The organism is Arthrobacter sp. Cza30, from assembly GCF_059090765.1.
Map to the genome: position 1 here is coordinate 44,179 of NZ_JBNHGA010000006.1, position 18,799 is coordinate 62,977.

Genomic DNA, 18,799 nt, shown 5'->3' on the forward strand with positions numbered 1-18,799 from the left:
GCCGGGCCGCCCGCCCGCAGCTTCGGCGGCACCGCAGGCGGCGGCGAGCCTACGATAGTGCTGTGACCTCCCCGGACCAGCACAACTGCACCATTCTCCACGTGGACATGGACGCCTTTTTCGTGGGGGTGGAGTTGCTGGAGCGGCCGGAGCTGGTCGGGCAGCCGGTCATCGTGGGATCCGCCTCGGGCCGGGCGGTGGTGCTCTCGGCGTCGTACGAGGCCCGCAAATACGGCGTCCGCTCGGCGATGCCGATGGCACGGGCCCGCATGCTGTGCCCGCAGGCGCTCATCATTGAACCCAGCCACGGCAAGTACCAGCAGGCCTCGGCCCAAATCATGGCGATCTTCCGGGAAATCACGCCCTACGTGGAACCCCTCAGCGTCGACGAAGCCTTCCTCGACGTGGCCGGTGCCCGCCGGCGGCTGGGCGAGCCGCTGGAGATCGGCGCGCTGATCCGCCGCCGGATCTCGGCCGAGTTGGGACTGACCGCGACGGTGGGCATCGCCACGACCAAGTTCGTGGCAAAGATAGCCTCCACGCATGCCAAGCCGGACGGCCTGCTGCTCATACCCGAGGCCGAGACGGTCGACTTTCTGCATTCCCTGCCGGTGGGCGCCCTCTGGGGAGTCGGCGCCAAGACGCGGGAGGTCCTGGCCCGCCTCGGCATCCGTACCGTTGCCGATGTGGCGCACACGCCGCCCGCGGCGCTGCACCGCGTCCTGGGAGCCACCGGCGACCACGTCCATCGGCTGGCCTGGGGGATGGACGACCGGGCGGTCACCCCTGAACGGGTGGAGAAAAGCATAGGTGCCGAAGAAACCTTTGAGAAGGACGTCGACGACGACGACGTGCTCGAGCGCGAACTCCTGCGGCTGGCCTACCGGACGGCCGCCAGGCTCCGCGCCGGGAACCTGCGCGCCGGAACCATAGCGATGAAACTCCGATATTCCGACTTCACCACCCTGAACCGTTCACGGAAGCTGCCGGCGCCCTCGAACAGCGCCCAGCAGTTGCAGGCCGCAGCGGCGGCGCTTTTGGCGGCCCTCGGCGAGCGTCCGCAGGCGGTCCGGCTCATCGGGTTGCGGGCGGAGCAACTGGAGGACGCCGGCCGGGGCGGGCAGCAGTTGAGCTTCGACGGCCACGAGGACACGTGGCACAGCGCCGAACAGGCCCTGGACGCGGTGAACCGGAAGTTCGGCGGCGCGGGGATCGTGCCGGCCTCGCTGCTAAAGTCCGGGCCGCGCAAGCCGGCGGAGCAGGGCCCGGAATCCCGCCGCAGGCCGGGCCGGGGCCAGGGTGCTTGAAATCGGGGCGGGTGGGATCACAGGCGGGTCCTCGTGGCTTTCGATTGCAGGGTTTGCGCTCTATTCTTAGTAGCAGAGGTCAATTCGGTTCCGGTTGGTTTCAGGAACTCTTGTCCCGCGGAGTTCGTTGTACGCTATGCACCCTTGGGGGACTGGAACAAAGGAGGCTCAGATGCCACTCTCAGAGCATGAACAGCGGCTGCTGGAACAACTGGAGCAGCAGTTGCATGCTGATGACCCGAAGTTTGCCAGCCACATGGAATCGGCCAGCGGCCGATCGTTGTCGACGCGCCACATCGTCGTGGGCTCCCTCGTCGCGATTGCCGGAATCCTGGTCCTGCTCACCGGCATCCTCAGCCAGATCATCGCCGTCGGAGTTCTGGGATTCGTCATCATGGGTGCCGGCGTTTACTGGGCCACCACGCGTCATGCCGGGGCAGGGTCGCCGCGGGCGGCCGGGACCAGGCAGACTTCCTCATCGAAGGGCGGCTTCATGGCCAGCCTCGAGGAGCGGTGGGACGAGCGGCATCACGGCGAAGACCGCTGACATAAGACCCGGCCGCCGGAGCAGCCGCTGAGGCTCCTCCACTTCGCCCCACCCGGCGGCTAGCGGCCGGCAGGCACGAAGGCAAGACCCGTCAAACGTCGGGTCTTTTCGTGTTTAAGGGCCAGTTGAGGCCGGATTGGGCCCATTTGACGGCGCGACGGCCGCTTTGGCCGGTCTGGACGCGATTCCACAGGCATTTCTGCCGCCGGGGGTTCCCCAAGGTCCTCCACTTTCCCTCCACTCTGCTCCACCCGCCTGCTTCCGCGCCCCCATGCGGAGGGCGCCGAACATTTCCAGCTACAAAAGGGGCCGGAAGTAGTTGACTGTGGCGTGATGTGGAGTAAAGTGGAGGACATAAGAGGGTAGTGGTGACGCAGGGGGCGACGGTCTCCTCCAATCGGCAGGGCGGTGGCGATGTTCCTCGGGACACATTCGCCGCGGCTCGACGAGAAGGGGCGCCTGATACTTCCCGCAAAGTTCCGCGAGGAGCTTGCCGATGGACTCGTCCTGACGAGAGGCCAGGAGCGTTGCATCTACGTCTTCAGCCAGAAGGAATTCGAACGGGTTCACGAGGAGATGCGGAAGGCTCCGATATCTTCCCGCCAGGCCCGTGACTACATTCGCGTCTTTCTGTCAGGAGCCTCTGACGAAGTTCCGGACAAGCAGGGCCGGGTCACCATCCCGCCGGCACTGCGGACCTATGCAGGGCTGGACCGGGAGCTGGCGGTCATCGGTGCGGGCACCCGCGCTGAGATCTGGGATGCCCGGGCCTGGGACGACTACCTCCAGGAGCAGGAAACCGCCTTCTCCGAAACAGACGAAGACGTATTGCCCGGAGTCTTTTGACCCCGGGACGACAAACAGCACACGCGGCACGGACGTTCTTGGATGAGATCTCCAGCCGCCCGGCAGGTCCAACCTGGCTCACCTTCCCCGGAGCCAGGCGGGACAGGCCAGGCGCGGATGGGGATCTGGTTCAAGGACTTTCGGACTTAAAGACTCCAGCGGCCAACCGGTCCCGGACACCAGCAGGAAAGAAGGCTTCAGGATGAACAGCGAGCGGCCGGCAGGGGAGCGCCACATTCCGGTGCTCCGCGACCGCTGCATCAACCTGCTCGCCCCGGCCGTCGAACGTGCGGTGGCCGAACGAGGCCGCGCCGTCGTCGTCGATGCGACGCTCGGCATGGGCGGGCATTCGGAGGCGTTGCTGCAGCGTTTTCCGCGGCTGCATCTGATCGGGATCGACCGGGACGAACAGGCGCTGGCGCTGGCCGGAGAGCGGCTGCGCCCCTTCGCGGAGCGCACCGACCTGGTTCACGCGGTGTACGACGAGATCGCCGACGCGGTTGAGGACCTCGGGGTCGGCAAGATCGACGGCGCGCTGTTCGACCTGGGCGTCTCCTCGCTCCAGCTGGATGAGCGGGACCGCGGTTTCGCCTATTCCTATGACGCGCCCCTGGACATGCGGATGGACACCAGCCGGGGGATGACTGCCGCGGACATTGTCAACACGTATGCCGAGGCGGACCTGGTGCGCATCATCCGGCGCTGGGGCGAAGAGAAGTTCGCCGGACGCATCGCCTCCAGCATTGTGGCAGCCCGCGACGAGGCCCCGCTGACCACCACGGGCCAACTCGTGGAGGCGATCCGCAAGGTCGTGCCGGCTGCGGCGGCGCGGACCGGCGGCCATCCGGCGAAACGCACCTTCCAGGCACTGCGGATCGAGGTCAACGAGGAGCTGGACGTGCTCGAGCGGGCCTTGCCGGCCGCCATCGACGTGCTCGCACTCGGCGGCCGAATCGTCGTGATGTCGTACCACTCGCTGGAGGACAAGATCACCAAGGCCGTTTTCGGACAGCTCTCGAAGTCATCCGCCCCCCGCGGGTTCCCGGTCGAGCTGGAAGAACACATGCCGCAGCTGAAGACCCTGACCAAGGGCACCGAAGTGCCGACGGCGGAAGAGATTGCAGAAAACCCGCGGGCGGCTTCGGCCAAGCTGCGGGCGGTAGAACGGATCCGGAACAGGAGCGCAAAATGAGTGCCAGTGCCCACGCGGCCCGTCCCGACCAGCATCAGTACGTGCACGGCAACGCCGTGCCGGCCCGGGGTCCCGCGGCTGCGCCCCGGCAGGCGCCCCGCCGCACCCCGCTCTCCGTCGTACCCAACAGCCCGACGCGCAAGCGCGTGCCGTTCGCCCTGTTCTGCTTCACCGTTCTGGTGCTCGCACTCGGCAGCGTCCTGATGCTGAACATCTCGGTCTCCAGCGGGCAGTACAAACTGGTGGAACTGCGCAACGAGCAAGTCTCCCTGGCCCAGGCGAACGAAAAACTGACACAGCAACTCGAAAACCATCAGGCTCCCCAGAATCTGGCCGCGAAGGCGGCAGAATTGGGAATGGTAACGTCTCCGTCGGTCGGCTCCATCAACCTGGAGAGCCAGAAGGTCACCGGGAAGCCGAAGGCGGCGGAACCAGGCGCAGCCCCGGAGCTGTTGCTGGCGCAGCCGGAAAACCCGGTCCAGAAGCCGGCCGCGAAGGATGAACCCGGGAAGAAGGACGGCACCCCCGCGGCGTCGAAGAAACCGGCGAAACCTGCTCCCGCTGCGGAAGCCGCTGCAGAAGGGGACGCGGCACCGAAAGCAGCCGAAAAGCAGCTGAACGGCGGCAGCATCCCGGCGCCGAAGCAACAGACAGGCCAGTAACCGCCCGGCAACGCAAACGAGGTACCTGTGGCAGCACCAACAGCCGACCGGCAGCAACCCAACCGCACGGCGAGGGCCACACGGAGGCTCCGGGCCGGGCTGGCGATGGTGCTGATCCTGCTGGTCATCCTCGGCGCCCGTTTGTTCCAGCTGCAGGGACTGGACACCGCCGGCATGGCCCAGGCTGCGGTGGACAAGCGCCTGCGCACCGTCGATCTGCCCGCGCTGCGCGGCGAGATCCTGGACGCCAACAACAACGTGCTCGCCCGCAGCGTGCAGCGGTTCGACGTGGTGGTGGACCAGCGGCTGGTGGAGGACTACACCCGGTTCGATCCGATCAGCCAAAAGCCCGAGGACGTCAAGATCGCCGACGCCATCGCCGAGTTGGCGGGCATCTTGGGCCAGGACGTGGACACCGTCACCAAAGCCGTTACCGGCGACAAGCCCTTTAATTACGTGGCCAAATCGGTCACCCCGGAAGTCCAGCAGAAGATCGAGGACCTGGCCTTCCCCGGGCTGTCCGCCCGCGCGACCACGATCCGCAATTACCCGGCAGGGGCGGTGGCCGGCTCCGTGGTCGGGTTCATGCGGTCGGACGGCGTGCCGCTCGAAGGCATCGAGGCCTCGCAGAACGACGTCCTCTCCGGGACGCCGGGCTCGAAGACCTACGAAATCGGCGCCGACGGCATCCGCATCCCGGTCGGCACCTATGAAGAAGTCCCGGCCGTGGACGGCCAAAGCGTGCGCCTGACCCTCAATACCGACATCCAGTGGTACGCCCAGGAAGTCATCGCCGAGACCGTGCAGGATTACGGCGCCGACTACGGGACCGTCGTCGTCCTCAATGCCAAGACCGGCGACCTGATCGCGCTGGCGGACTCCACGACGGTGGACCCCAATGATCCGGGCGCCACGCCGGACAGCGAACGGCAGTCGATGGCGGTGACCCGTGCCTTCGAGCCGGGATCGACGACCAAGATGATCACCATGGCGGCGGCGATCGAAGAGGGCATCACCACCCCGGCCACGCGGTACACCATCCCGCCCAAATACACGGTCAACGGCCAGACCTTCCAGGACGCGACACCGCACGGCACCCTGACGCGCACCACGGCCGGAATCTTCGCGCAGTCGCTCAATACCGGCACCACCATGATCGGGCAGCAGCTGACGCGGCAGCAGCGCTACGACTACCTTCGGAGGTTCGGCATCGGCCAGCGCTTCGACATCGGCATCAACGGCGCCACCGCCGGCCTGCTGGCCGAGCCCGGGACGTGGGACGGACGGCAGGAATTCACCGTCCTGTTCGGCCAGGGCCTCGCCCAGACGGCCCTCCATACCGCCGTTGCCTTCGGCACGATCGCCAACAACGGGGTGCTGATGCAGCCGCGGCTCATCGACGCCTACATCGACCCGAACGGCACCGAGCACGAGGTGCCGGTCGAGAAGGGCAGCCGGGCGGTTTCCAAGAAGACCGCGAACCTGGTGCAGGACATGCTGGAAACCAACTCGAAGTACCACAGCGGCAAGCCCGGTAACATTAATGAGTATCGGATCGGGGTCAAGACCGGTACAGCCGAAGCACCGGCCGCCGACGGGGGATTCAGCGGTTACACCATTTCGATGGCCGGCATCGCCCCGATGGAGGATCCGCAGTTCGTCGTCGTGGCGACCATCCAGCGGCCGCAGGGCGGGGTGCTGACGCTGTCGGCCGGACCGACGTTCAAGAAGGTCATGACGCAGGTCCTCAACGCCTACGACGTGCCGCCGTCCACCAGCAAACGGGTCGACCTGCCGCTGGAATGAGCCAACCTGGAGAATATGTGAGTTCCACTGCCGAGCAGCCCCACCGGTCCGCCTCGCCCTTGCGGCCCCAAACGGTCAGGCCGGTCCGGCTGGCGGCGCTGAGCAGCATGCTGCAGCACCGTGGGCTTCCCGTGCCGGCGGGCGGCCCGGGGTCGGAGGACCTGGCGTTTACCGGGATCACCATCGATTCGCGTTCCGTCGAGCCGGGGGACTTGTATGTCGGCCTGCCCGGAGCCCGCCGGCACGGCGCCGACTTCGCGGCCCAGGCCGAAGCGGCCGGAGCGGCGGCCATCCTGACCGACGACGACGGCGCCCGGCGGGCAGCCGGCCTGGCACCGGGCCTGCCCGTGCTGCGGTCACGGGACCTTCGCGCACTCGTGGGGCCGCTGGCGGCCGCCGTCTACGGCAGCCAGCCGGCGGGCGGCTGGGCGCCGGCGCTCTTTGGCGTCACCGGAACCAACGGCAAGACCACCACCACCTACTTCATCAAGTCCCTGCTGGAGGCGCTGGGCCTCAGCACCGGACTGATCGGAACGATCGAGATCACGGCCGGTTCCGAACCGATTCCCAGCGCCCTGACCACGCCGGAATCGCCCGAGGTGCACGGGTTGCTGGCCCTGATGCGCGAACGCGGGCTGGACGCGGCGGCCATGGAGGTCTCCTCGCATGCCATTTCCTTCCGGCGGGTCGATGCCGTCCGGTTCGACGTGGCCGGCTTCACCAATCTCACCCAGGACCACCTGGACCTGCACGGGAGCATGGACGAGTACTTCGAGACCAAGGCCCGCTTGTTCACCCCGGAGCGGTCCGGCCGGGCGGTCGTCTGCGTCGACGACGACTGGGGCCGCCGGCTCGCCGGCCAGGCCCGGGCCGCCGGAGTCCCGGTGGCCACCCTGGCCACGCAGGGCGGCAGCGCCGACTGGTCCGTCCGCAACCCGGTCCGTGAGGGCCTGGGGCACCGGTTTGAGCTGCACGGGCCCGACGGCGTGGTGCTGCGGCTGCACACCGGGCTGCCCGGCTCGTTCAACATCTCCAACGCCGCGCTGGCCGTGGTGATGGTGGCGGCCTCCGGCACCTCTCCGGCGCGGCTCCAGCAGGCGCTCGACACGGCGGATCCGCTGACCGTCGAGGTTCCCGGCCGGATGCAGGTCCTCAGCGGCAACCCGGCCGCGATCGTCGACTTCGCGCACAATCCCGACGCGCTCGAGCGGACCCTGGCCTCGGTGCGCCGCCCCGAACCCGGGGCACGCGTGATCGTGGTGTTCGGAGCCACCGGAGAACGCGATCAAACCAAGCGCCCGCTGATGGGGGCCATCGCCGCCCGGCTCGCCGACGTCGTCATCGTCAGCGACGACGACCCGCACGGCGAGGACGCCGCCGGCATCCGCGCGGATGTCCTGGCCGGCGCACGCGCCGCGGCGGAACGGGAGCAACTGCCGGCCGACATTATCGAAGTCTTCCCCCGGGCGGAGGCCATCGAGCGGGCCGTGGCCCTGGCCGCGCCCCTGGACACGGTCCTCGTCGCCGGCCGCGGCCATGAGGTCTGGCAGGAGGTCAACGGCCAGAACCTGGCCCTCGACGACCGGGAGGAACTGCGCGAGGCCCTGCACCGGCACGGATTCGAAGTGCTCTCCCCGAACGCGGTAGAGTCCTAGATCGTCATGATTGAACTAACTGCAGCCGATATAGCGGCGATTACCGGCGGACGGATCGTTGGGGAACCCGTCGGTGCCACGGGGGACACCGCCGGCATCACCGTGAGTTCCGCCACCACAGACTCCCGCGAAATTGAACCCGGCGGCCTGTTCGTGGCCAAGCCGGGCGAGACCGCAGACGGGCACTTCTACGTCGCCGCGGCCTTCGAAGCCGGTGCCGTGCTGGCGCTGACCGAACGCGAGGTCTCCGACTCGGCCGGCCGCCTCCTGCCGCAGATCGTGGTGGCGGACGCCGTGCTGGCCATGGGCGCCGTCGCCGCGGCCATCGTGGCACGGCTGCGCGCCGCCGCGGGGCTCGAGGTCGTGGGCATCACCGGCAGCGCCGGCAAGACCACCACCAAGGACCTGCTCGCGGGCATTCTGCGCCGGACAGCGCCCACCGTGGCCCCGATCGGCTCCTACAACGGCGAGGTCGGCGTGCCGCTGACGGTGTTCGCCGCGGACTTCGACACCCGCTATCTGGTCGTGGAAATGGGCGCCACCGGCATTGGCCACATCCGGTACCTGACGGACATGGTCAACCCCGGCGTCGGCGTGGTGCTGGGAGTCGGGACCGCCCACGCCGGGGAATTCGGCGGCGTGGACAACATCGCGATCGCCAAGGGCGAGCTGGCCGAGGCCGTGCCGGACGGCGGTACCGTCGTGCTCAATGCCGACGATCCCCGCGTCCTGGCCATGGCCGCCCGCACCCAGGCCCGCATCCTGTACTTCAGCTCGAACGATGACTTCACCCTGCCCGACGGGAGCACCGCGCCGTTGCTGCGGGCCCGCGGCGCCCGCGTCAACGACGACGGGCACCCCGAATTCACGCTCCGCTTCCCGGACGGCTCCGAGCAGCCGGTAACCTCCGGGCTGATCGGCATCCACCACGTGACCAACCTGCTGGCCGCCGCCGGAGCCGCCTGGGCGCTGGGCGTGCCGGCCGAAACCATCGCCGCCGGCCTGAACGGGGCCGGCCCCGCCAGCCGCTGGCGGATGGAACGCACCGAGCGCGCCGACGGCGTCACGGTGATCAACGACGCCTACAACGCCAACCCCGAATCCATGCGGGCAGCGCTGCGCACGCTGGCCGAACTCGGCCGCGGCCGCCGCACCTGGGCGGTGCTGGGCGAAATGCTGGAACTGGGCGAAGACTCCGTGCAGGCCCACGACGCGATCGGGCGGATAGTGGTCCGGCTGAACATCTCCCACCTGATCGTGGTGGGAGAGGGAGCCAAGGCCATGCACAACGCCGCCGTGTTGGAAGGCTCCTGGGGCGACGAATCGCTCTGGGTCGCCACGCCCGAGGAGGCCCGCCGGGTGCTCGAGGAGAAGCTGGAACCGGGCGACCTGGTGCTGTTCAAGTCCTCCAACTCGTCCGGGCTGCGGTTCCTGGGCGACCGGATAGCATTAGGAAATCCGTCGACGGACGGCCCCGCGGCGGCTGCAGCGCGCAGACCCGAAACCCAACAGGAAGGCCAGGCGCAGTGATAGCCCTGCTGATCGGCTCTGCCCTGGCGCTGGTCCTGTCCCTGCTCGGCACGCCCTTGTTCATCAAGCTGTTGGTGCGGAGAGGCTACGGCCAGTTCATCCGCGACGACGGCCCGACGGCGCACCACACCAAGCGCGGAACGCCCACCATGGGCGGCGTGGTCATCGTGGCCGCGGTTATGCTCTCCTACTTTGCCACGCACCTGATGATGTGGATGATGAACGGGGAAGCGCATTCCGGGCCCACCGTCTCCGCCGGCGTCCTCATGCTGCTGATGGCCGGCATGGGGCTGGTCGGTTTCCTGGACGACTTCATCAAGATCTCCAAGCAGCGCAGCCTCGGGCTGCGGGCCTGGGCCAAGATCGTGCTGCAGGGCATCGTCGGCATTCTCTTCGCCGTCCTGGCCCTGAACTTCCCGGACAACGCGGGCCGCACGCCCGCGTCGATGAACATCTCCTTCGCCCGTGACATCCCGTGGCTGGACCTCGCCTTCGGCGGCACCGTGCTCGGCACTATCCTGTTCATCATCTGGTCGAACGTCATTGTCACCGCAGCCACCAACGGCGTGAACCTGACCGACGGGCTGGACGGGCTCGCGGCGGGCGCCTCGGTGATGGTCTGCGGCGCCTACATGCTGATGGGCATCTGGCAGTTCAACCAGAGCTGCGGCTCGGTCAAGGTCCCCGGGGAGGTCTGCTACGAGGTACGCGACCCGCTGGACCTGGCGCTGCTGGCAGGAACCATGGCCGGCGCGCTGATCGGGTTCCTGTGGTGGAACACCGCCCCCGCCAAGATCTTCATGGGCGATACCGGGTCGCTGGCGATCGGCGGCGCGATCGCCGGGTTCGCCATCCTGTCCCGCAGCCAGCTGCTGCTGGTGGTCATGGCGGGCCTGTTCGTGATCATCTCGCTGTCCGTGATCATCCAAGTTGTCTACTTCAAGCTCAGCGGCGGCAAACGCGTCTTCAAGATGGCCCCGTTGCAGCACCACTTCGAGCTCAAGGGGTGGGCCGAAGTCACCGTCGTCGTCCGCTTCTGGATCATCGCCGGGCTGTGCGTGGCGGCCGCGCTGGGCATCTTCTACGCCGAATGGGTGCTGGGCTCATGAGCCGGCTCGACGCACTCACCTCCTGGGACGCGGACTGGTCCGGGCTGCGCGTGGTGGTCGCCGGCATCGGGCTGTCGGGATTCTCCGCGGCCGACACGCTGATCGAACTGGGCGCCTCCGTCGTCGTCGTCGACGGCAGCGACACGGCGGAAAACCGGGCCAAGGCCGACACGTTGAAGATTGTCGGGGCCCGGCAGGTCCTGCTGGGCGAAGACCACACGGGCGCACTGCCCGACGTCGGCGGGGAGCCGGCCGAACTGGTGGTCACCTCGCCGGGCTGGCAGCCGCGGACACCGCTGCTGGCCGCCGCGGCGGACGCGGGGATCCCCATCTGGGGCGACGTGGAACTGGCGTGGCGGGTCCGCGAACGCGCCGGCCGGCGCACCGCCGAATGGCTGGCCATCACCGGTACGAACGGCAAGACCACGACGGTGGGGATGGCCGAATCCATGCTGCAGGCGGCCGGGCTGCGCGCCATCGCCGCCGGCAACGTCGGCACGCCCATCCTGGACGCGGTGCGTGATCCCATCGGCTACGACGTCATCGCCGTCGAGCTGTCGAGCTTCCAGCTGCACTGGACCCACACCATGTCCCCGCTGGCCTCCGTGGTGCTCAACGTGGCCGAAGACCACGTGGACTGGCACGGGACCTACGAGGCGTACCTGGCCGACAAGGCCAGGATTTACGAACGGACCAGGATCGCGTGCGTCTACAACGCCGAGCAGCGCGAGACCGAGGAAATGGTCGAGGAGGCCGACGTCGTCGAGGGCTGCCGGGCGATCGGCTTCACGACCGGAATGCCGGCGGTCAGCATGGTCGGCGTCGTGGAGAACCTGCTCGTGGACCGGGCCTACATCGAAGAACGCCGGGACTCCGCCACCGAGCTGGCCGGCCTCGGCGACCTCGGTGACCCGGCGCCCCGGCACCAGGTGGCCAACGCCCTGGCCGCCGCCGCCCTGGTCCGGGCGTACGGCGTGGAACCGGCCGCGGTCCGCGAAGGCCTGCGGCGGTTCGATCCGGGGGCACACCGGATCCAGAAGGTGCTGGAGCACGCCGGTGTGCTGTGGGTCAATGACTCCAAGGCGACGAACCCGCATGCGGCGTCGGCCTCGCTGGCATCCTTCTCCTCGGTCGTATGGATCGCCGGCGGACTCTCCAAGGGCGTCAGCTACGACGAGCTGATCGCCGACCACGCACGCAGGTTGAAAGCCGTGGTGCTGATCGGCAAGGACAACACCGCCCTCCTGGCCTCGCTACAGCGACACGCACCGGATGTCCCGGTCGTCCACGCGCCCCCGGGAGACACTGGAGGCAGCGCCCCGGAGGCGGAGGACACCGACGGCGAAACCGTGATGGCGGCGGCCGTGGAAGCGGCAGCGGGCATCGCCGACGACGGGGACACCGTGCTGATGGCGCCGGCAGCCGCCTCGATGGACCGGTTCACGTCCTATGCCCACCGGGGCAACGCGTTCATGGAAGCAGTCCGCCGGTACGGAGAGGGACAGGCACCGTCGACTAAGGAGCAGTAATGGCCACCACCCGCAGCGGAAGCCGGACACCGGCCCCCGCCGCTGCCCGCGGTCACGCCGCTCCCGCGACGAAGGCCGCCCCCGCCGGCCGGTTGCGCGAGCTGCGGCAGCGAGGCACCGACCTGCTGGACCGCATCCAGGGCACCGGCACGCGGTCCAGCGGGGCCAGCTACTACCTGATCCTGGGCTCGGCGCTGGCCCTGACGGCCATCGGCCTGCTGATGGTGCTGTCGTCGTCCGCGGTGGAATCGATCGCCGACGAAACCTCGCCGTTCAGCCTGTTCATCCGGCAGGCCGTGTTCGCCGGCCTGGGGGTCACGGCCATGCTGGTCCTCTCGCGGTGGAAGGTGTCCACCTACCGGAAGCTCGCCTGGCCCGGCCTCGCGGTGTCGGTGCTCCTGCTGCTCCTGGTCTTTACCCCGCTGGGCGAAACGGTCGGCGGCAACCGCAACTGGATTTACCTCCCCGGCAATGTGTCCCTGCAGCCGTCGGAAGTGGCCAAGCTGGGGATGTCCCTGTGGATGGCAACGGTACTGGCGGCCAAGGAGCGGCTGCTGGGCCAATGGAAGCACCTGCTGATCCCGGTGGTCGTGCCCGGTGCCCTCCTCGTGGTCGGCCCGGTGCTGCTCGGCAACGACCTGGGCACCGCGATGATCCTGATGCTCATCATCGCCGGCGGACTGTTTTTCGCCGGCGCACCGTTGAAGCTGTTCGGCCTGGCCGGTCTGGGGGCCGGCGCGCTGGTGCTGCTGCTCGTGGTGGTCAGCCCCAACCGCATGGGCCGCGTCCTCATGTGGACGGACCAGAGCTGTGAGGCGACGACCGGGCTGAACATGCAGTCATGCAACGGGCTCTTCGCCCTCGCCTCCGGCGGCTGGTGGGGCGTGGGACTGGGACAGAGCCGGCAGAAATACAACTGGATTCCCGAAGCCCACAACGACTACATTTTCGCCATCATCGGCGAAGAGCTGGGCCTGCTCGGCACCACCGTCATCCTGGCGCTGTTCGGCGTCCTGGCCATTGCCCTGGTGCGCACCGTGATGCGCCAGGATTCCCTCTTCGTGCGGATCCTCGCCGGTTCCATCATGGTGTGGATCATCGGCCAGGCGTTCGTGAACATCGCGGTGGTCACCGGCCTGCTTCCGGTGATCGGGGTGCCCCTGCCGTTCATCTCCTACGGAGGCTCCGCGCTGACGGTCACCCTGGCCGCCGTCGGTGTACTCTTGTCCTTTGCCCGGACCGATGTGCCCGGCCGGAAGAAGTCCGGGGGACTCCTGGGCCGGTGGCGGCAGCAAGCGCCGGCCGGGAACCGCTGACCCCCACCCAGACCACCAGCAGCCGAGCAGAAGGTACTTCCGCAACACCATGAACACTTCCGATCCCTCTGTGGTCCTGGCCGGCGGCGGCACGGCGGGGCACGTCAGCCCGCTGCTGGCCATCGCCGGCGCCGTCCTCCGGGCCGCCCCCGCGGCCCGCATCCTCGCCGTCGGCACCGCCGTCGGCATGGAGACCCGGCTGGTCCCCGCGGCGGGCCACCGGCTCGCCACGATCGGGCGGGTTCCGCTGCCGCGCCGCCCCTCCCTCGACCTGCTGAAGCTGCCGTTCAAGTTCGCCGGGGCCGTGCGCCAAGCCGCGGGCATCATCGACGGCGCGAAGGCCGACGTCGTGGTGGGCGTCGGCGGGTATGTGTGCACGCCGGTCTACATCGCCGCCAGGCTGCGCCGGGTGCCGATCGTGATCCATGAAGCCAACGCCCGGCCGGGGCTGGCGAACCGGGTCGGGGCACGGCTGACCGGCCGGGTCGCGGTCGCGTTCAAAGACACGAAACTGCCCGGCGCCCGCTGGGTCGGCATGCCGATGCGGCCCGAAATCGCCACCCTCGACCGGGAAGCCTCCCGCGAAGCCGCGCGCCGGCGGCTGGGACTGGCGCCGGACCGGCCGACCCTCATCGTCACCGGCGGCTCCTCGGGCGCGCTGAGCATCAACCGCACCATCGGCGCCTCCCTGCAGGAGCTCGCCGCGGCAGGCATCCAGGTGCTGCACATCACCGGGCGGAACAAGGCGCTGCGGGACGCCGACGGGCAACTGCTCGCCGCCCCCGGCTACCACCAGGTGGAATTCGTGGACGGCATGCAGGATGTCTACGCGGCGGCCGACCTGCTGCTGGCCCGCGCCGGCGCGGCCACGGTGTGCGAGATAGCCGCCGTGGGCCTGCCGTCCGTGCTGGTGCCGCTGCCGCACGGCAACGGCGAACAGGCACTGAACGCGGCTTCCCTCGTGGCCGCGGGCGGGGCCGTGCTGGTCCGCGACGGCGGGTTCACACCCCGCTGGGTCACGGACGAACTAATCCCCCTGCTGCAAAACCCGGAGCGGCTGCAGCAGATGTCCGCCGCGGCACACGCCCTGGGAATCCGCGACGCGGACACCCGAATGGCACAATTGGTGCTCGAGGCAGCAGGGAGGAACACAGATGAAAGCCACTGATTTCCACACCACCGCCCGGCTGCCGTTCGGCGAACTCGGCGCCGTGCACTTCATTGGATTGGGCGGCGCCGGAATGTCCGCCATCGCCCGGATCCTGCTGGCCCGCGGCGTGCCGGTCTCCGGTTCGGACGCGCGCGACTCGGCGGTCCTGCGCCAGCTGGAGGCCCTCGGTGCCAACGTCTTCGTGGGCCACGAGGCCGCCCATGTCGCCGGCGCGGACACGGTGGTGGTCTCCACCGCCATCCGGCCGGAGAACCCCGAACTGCAGGCCGCTGCCGCCGCCGGCCTGAACATCGTGCACCGTTCGGTGGCCCTTGCCGCCGCGATGGAGGGGAAGCGGCTGATCGCCGTCGGCGGCACCCACGGCAAGACCACCACCACGGCCATGGCCACCGTCATGCTGCAGGCGGCCGGCTGCGAACCCTCGTTCGCCATCGGCGGCGATGTGGCGGCGCTCGGCGTCAACGCCGCCCACGGGCGGGGCGAACTGTTCGTCGCCGAAGCCGACGAATCCGACGGATCGTTCCTCAACTACAACCCGCAGGTCATCGTGGTGACCAACGTGGAGGCCGACCACCTGGACCACTACGGGTCGGCCGAAGCCGTGTACGCCTCCTTCGACCGGTTCACCGCACTGCTTCCGGCCGACGGCACCCTGGTGGCCTGCCTCGACGACGACGGCGCCCGCGCCCTGGCGGAACGGACGGCGGCGTCCGGCGCAGCAGGCCGCGTGCTGGGCTACGGCTACGCGGCCGACGCCCAGGTGCGCGTCGAAGACACCGTCTTCGCCGGCTCGGGGAGCACCAGCAGGATCGCATACCCCGGCGGCAGCTGCACGCTGCGGCTGCAGGTGCCGGGCGAGCACAACATCCGCAATGCCGCCGCCGCCCTCGCCGTGGCCATCACCCAGGGCATCGACCCGGCCACCGCAGCCGAGGGACTGGCCGGGTTCACCGGAGCAGCCAGGCGGTTCGAGGCCAAGGGCACGGCGGCAGGGGTGCGCGTGTTCGACGACTACGCACACCACCCCACCGAGGTCCACGCGGCCCTCACGGCCGCCCGCAAGGTGGCCGGCGGGCATGCGGTGCATGTCCTGTTCCAGCCGCATCTGTTTTCCCGCACCCGGGAATTCGCCGCGGAGTTCGCCAGGGCCCTGCAACTGGCCGATTCTGCGGCCGTCCTCGACATCTACGCCTCCCGCGAAGATCCGATCCCGGGCGTCACCAGCGAACTGATCACCAGCCGGCTCGCTCCCGGCAGCTATGCACCGGATCCGGGGCGGGCGGTGCGGGACATTGTTGCCCGTTCCCGGCCCGGGGACATCGTGCTGACCGTCGGCGCCGGTGACGTGACCCAATACGGGCCGGTGCTGGTCGAGGCCCTGGGGCAGGCCGCAGCGGCGGCGCGATGAGTCCGCGCAAGCCCCGCACGCCCGCCGCACGTCCCGCCGCCGCCCGGCAGCCGGACGCCCCGCGGCCGACGGAGGCCACCGGGCAGCAGCCAAACCCCGGATCGGCGACGCAGGCGCCCCGGGACACGGGCGTGCGGATCAACACCGGCAGGGTGTCGGCCATGCCCGCCGCGGAGTCCACTGCGGCTGCCGGGCCCGCCGCGGCAGCCAGACCGGCCCCGGCAGCCAGGCCCGCCCCGGCAGCCAAGCGCGCTGCGGCATCCAATCCCGCCCCGCGCGCCCCCAAGCGCGGATCGGGCAAGCCTTCCGGTCGGGGCGGTCTTGCCGCCGCCGGGAGGACGGCCGGGACGGCGGCTCCCTCCCGCACCCCCAAAGCCGGGGGAGCGGCACGGCCCGCGCGTACACCCAAGCCCGGCTCCGGCACTCCGTCCGTCCCCGCAGCATCCGGCGCGCCCGGCAGGGCGGCAGGCAAGACCGCGCGCGCGTCCGGCGCCAAGCGGGCCGGGGCGGCAGCGCTGCTGTCGCGGTGGCGGGGCCACGGGGCGGGACCGGACCGCGCGGACGGCGCGGACACCTCCGATACCACCGTCGTCAGTTTCCCCGAACCGGCCGCGCGTAAGACGCGGCGCCGGCTGTTGATCGCCGCCGGGATTGTGGCCGTGCTCTTCGCCGTCTTGATGTCGGTGATCTTCCTGTCGCCGGCGCTGGCCGTGAAGACGATCACCGTCGAGGGCGCCGAATTGACCGAAAAAGCAACGCTCACCGAGGCGCTGCAACCGCTCATGGGAACGCCGCTGGCCCGCATCGGAGAACGCGACGTCCATGCCCGGGTGGACCACCTGCCGGCAGTGGAGTCGGTGGAAGTGATCGCCAGGCCGCCGTCGGAACTGCACGTTCGGATCATCGAGCACACCCCCGTGGCCGTGCTGAAGGACGGCAAGAAATTCGTGCTGATCGACGAGTCGGGGACGGAACTTGCGTCGGTCGCCAAGCGCAGCGAGGCAAAACTGCCCTTGATCGACGGCGCGAAGGCCGCCGAAAACCCGGATGTCTTCGCGTCCATCACCGGGGTGCTCGCCGCGCTGCCGCCCGACGTCCTGAAACAGCTCAAGCACGCCTCCGCGCAGTCGGTGGACTCGGTGGAACTCCAGTTGGCCAGCGGCCAGAAAGTGCTGTGGGGGAACGCGCAGGAGCAGGAACTCAAGGCCACCGTCCTGCAGGCGCTGCTGCGGGCAAAAGACGTGAAAGACAAGGCGAGCGTCATCGATGTGAGCACGCCCACACGCCCGGTGACGCGTTGAGCAGGAGACGGCTAATGCGCAACATGGTGGGAACGCGCGACACGCGGAGCAAGGTCGTTGTGTGGGCCGGGGCTTCCGTCTAGCGTCTCGAATAGGAACTACTTGACATAACTCTAACCTTCAAGCTGAAGGTTAAGGTTAGGTGAAACTACCGGACAGGGTACCCGCCCGCGCCGGCAGAACTGATCAGTGCACAGACTCGAGCAAGGGACACAGGACGTGGCAGCACCGCAGAATTACTTGGCCGTCATCAAGGTCGTCGGCATCGGCGGCGGTGGCGTGAATGCCGTCAACCGGATGATCGAGGTGGGACTCCGTGGCGTGGAGTTCATCGCCATCAACACCGACGCTCAGGCACTGCTGATGAGTGACGCCGACGTCAAGCTCGACGTCGGGCGCGAACTCACCCGGGGCCTTGGTGCCGGCGCCGACCCGGAGGTGGGCCGAAAGGCCGCCGAGGACCATGCCGAAGAGATCGAGGAAGTGCTGCGCGGCGCGGACATGGTCTTCGTGACCGCCGGCGAAGGCGGCGGCACCGGCACCGGCGGCGCACCGGTGGTGGCCCGGATCGCGCGCTCGCTCGGCGCCCTGACCATCGGCGTTGTCACCCGCCCGTTCACGTTCGAGGGCCGCCGCCGGTCGAACCAGGCCGAAAGCGGCATCGAGACGCTGCGCGACGAAGTCGACACCCTCATCGTGATCCCCAACGACCGTCTGCTGTCCATCAGCGACCGCAACGTCTCCATGCTCGATGCCTTCCGGTCCGCCGACCAGGTGCTGCTCTCCGGCGTGCAGGGCATCACCGATCTGATCACCACCCCGGGCCTGATCAACCTTGACTTCGCGGACGTGAAGTCCGTCATGCAGGGCGCCGGCTCGGCGCTGATGGGCATCGGCTCCGCCCGCGGCGAGGACCGGGCCGTCAAGGCCGCCGAGCTGGCGATCGCGTCTCCGCTGCTGGAAGCGTCGATCGACGGTGCGCACGGCGTGCTGCTGTCGATCCAGGGCGGATCGGACCTGGGCCTGTTCGAGATCAACGAGGCCGCCCGGCTGGTGCAGGAAGTCGCACACCCCGAGGCGAACATCATCTTCGGCGCCGTCATCGACGACGCGCTCGGCGACGAAGCCCGGGTGACCGTCATCGCCGCCGGCTTTGACCAGGTGGACGTCACCTCCGCTCCGACCCAGAAGCCGGCCGCCGTCCCGGCCGGTACGCCCGCCGTTCCGGCCGCCCAGCCGTCCGTGCCGGTCTCGGAGCCCATGGAGCACAGCTTCAGCGGTGCCATGCCGCAGCACCACGTTCCCGCCGATGCGGGCTTCGACATGGATCTGCCGGCCATCGTCGAGCCGGACCTGAGCGCGGGCCGCGTCGACGACCTGGACGTTCCGGACTTCCTGAAGTAAACCCTCAGGCAGGCCC

Annotated in this window: 15 protein-coding genes; all 15 read left to right on the top strand. The window is 69.2% G+C overall.

Annotation, left to right across the window (positions count from 1 at the left end; translation table 11 throughout):
* Positions 1–107: 107 nt before the first annotated feature.
* Positions 108–1,307 (top strand): DNA polymerase IV, encoded by a 1,200-nt coding sequence (gene dinB, locus AC5RVZ_RS20850; RefSeq protein ID WP_494067916.1) that lies wholly within the window; start codon positions 108–110, stop codon positions 1,305–1,307.
* A gap of 172 nt (positions 1,308–1,479) precedes the next feature.
* Positions 1,480–1,854, top strand: a complete 375-nt coding sequence (locus tag AC5RVZ_RS20855) for an SCO2097 family morphological protein (RefSeq protein ID WP_494067604.1) — start codon at positions 1,480–1,482, stop codon at positions 1,852–1,854.
* A 414-nt stretch (positions 1,855–2,268) separates the two neighbouring features.
* On the top strand, positions 2,269–2,700 hold the full coding sequence (gene mraZ / locus AC5RVZ_RS20860) for a division/cell wall cluster transcriptional repressor MraZ (RefSeq protein WP_494067917.1): 432 nt from the start codon (positions 2,269–2,271) through the stop codon (positions 2,698–2,700).
* Positions 2,701–2,902: 202 nt separating this feature from the next.
* A complete protein-coding gene (gene rsmH, locus AC5RVZ_RS20865) occupies positions 2,903–3,892 on the top strand; it encodes a 16S rRNA (cytosine(1402)-N(4))-methyltransferase RsmH (protein ID WP_494067605.1) in 990 nt (329 codons plus the stop codon).
* Between the two features lie 41 nt (positions 3,893–3,933).
* A complete protein-coding gene (ftsL, locus tag AC5RVZ_RS20870) occupies positions 3,934–4,554 on the top strand; it encodes a cell division protein FtsL (protein WP_494067606.1) in 621 nt (206 codons plus the stop codon).
* A 27-nt stretch (positions 4,555–4,581) separates the two neighbouring features.
* On the top strand, positions 4,582–6,360 hold the full coding sequence (locus AC5RVZ_RS20875; protein WP_494067607.1) for a peptidoglycan D,D-transpeptidase FtsI family protein: 1,779 nt from the start codon (positions 4,582–4,584) through the stop codon (positions 6,358–6,360).
* Entirely contained in the window at positions 6,357–8,015 is a 1,659-nt protein-coding gene (locus AC5RVZ_RS20880) for a UDP-N-acetylmuramoyl-L-alanyl-D-glutamate--2,6-diaminopimelate ligase (RefSeq protein ID WP_494067608.1), read from the top strand. Before AC5RVZ_RS20875 ends, AC5RVZ_RS20880 begins: the two co-directional genes overlap by 4 nt.
* A gap of 6 nt (positions 8,016–8,021) precedes the next feature.
* Complete coding sequence (locus AC5RVZ_RS20885; RefSeq protein WP_494067609.1) at positions 8,022–9,545, top strand: UDP-N-acetylmuramoyl-tripeptide--D-alanyl-D-alanine ligase; 1,524 nt, start codon at positions 8,022–8,024, stop codon at positions 9,543–9,545.
* Complete coding sequence (gene mraY / locus AC5RVZ_RS20890) at positions 9,542–10,654, top strand: phospho-N-acetylmuramoyl-pentapeptide-transferase (protein ID WP_493999464.1); 1,113 nt, start codon at positions 9,542–9,544, stop codon at positions 10,652–10,654. The genes AC5RVZ_RS20885 and mraY overlap by 4 nt, the downstream gene beginning before the upstream one ends.
* Positions 10,651–12,183, top strand: coding sequence for a UDP-N-acetylmuramoyl-L-alanine--D-glutamate ligase (gene murD / locus AC5RVZ_RS20895; protein WP_494067610.1), 1,533 nt, complete (start codon positions 10,651–10,653; stop codon positions 12,181–12,183). The genes mraY and murD overlap by 4 nt, the downstream gene beginning before the upstream one ends.
* Entirely contained in the window at positions 12,183–13,499 is a 1,317-nt protein-coding gene (ftsW, locus tag AC5RVZ_RS20900) for a putative lipid II flippase FtsW (RefSeq protein WP_494067611.1), read from the top strand. The genes murD and ftsW overlap by 1 nt, the downstream gene beginning before the upstream one ends.
* A gap of 49 nt (positions 13,500–13,548) precedes the next feature.
* Positions 13,549–14,667: an undecaprenyldiphospho-muramoylpentapeptide beta-N-acetylglucosaminyltransferase gene (murG, locus tag AC5RVZ_RS20905; RefSeq protein ID WP_494067612.1), complete on the top strand. Its 1,119-nt coding sequence runs from the start codon at positions 13,549–13,551 to the stop codon at positions 14,665–14,667.
* Complete coding sequence (gene murC, locus AC5RVZ_RS20910) at positions 14,654–16,078, top strand: UDP-N-acetylmuramate--L-alanine ligase (RefSeq protein ID WP_494067613.1); 1,425 nt, start codon at positions 14,654–14,656, stop codon at positions 16,076–16,078. Before murG ends, murC begins: the two co-directional genes overlap by 14 nt.
* Positions 16,075–17,379, top strand: a complete 1,305-nt coding sequence (locus AC5RVZ_RS20915) for a cell division protein FtsQ/DivIB (protein WP_494067614.1) — start codon at positions 16,075–16,077, stop codon at positions 17,377–17,379. The genes murC and AC5RVZ_RS20915 overlap by 4 nt, the downstream gene beginning before the upstream one ends.
* A 219-nt stretch (positions 17,380–17,598) precedes the next feature.
* A complete protein-coding gene (gene ftsZ, locus AC5RVZ_RS20920; RefSeq protein ID WP_494067615.1) occupies positions 17,599–18,783 on the top strand; it encodes a cell division protein FtsZ in 1,185 nt (394 codons plus the stop codon).
* The last annotated feature ends 16 nt before the right edge of the window (positions 18,784–18,799 follow it).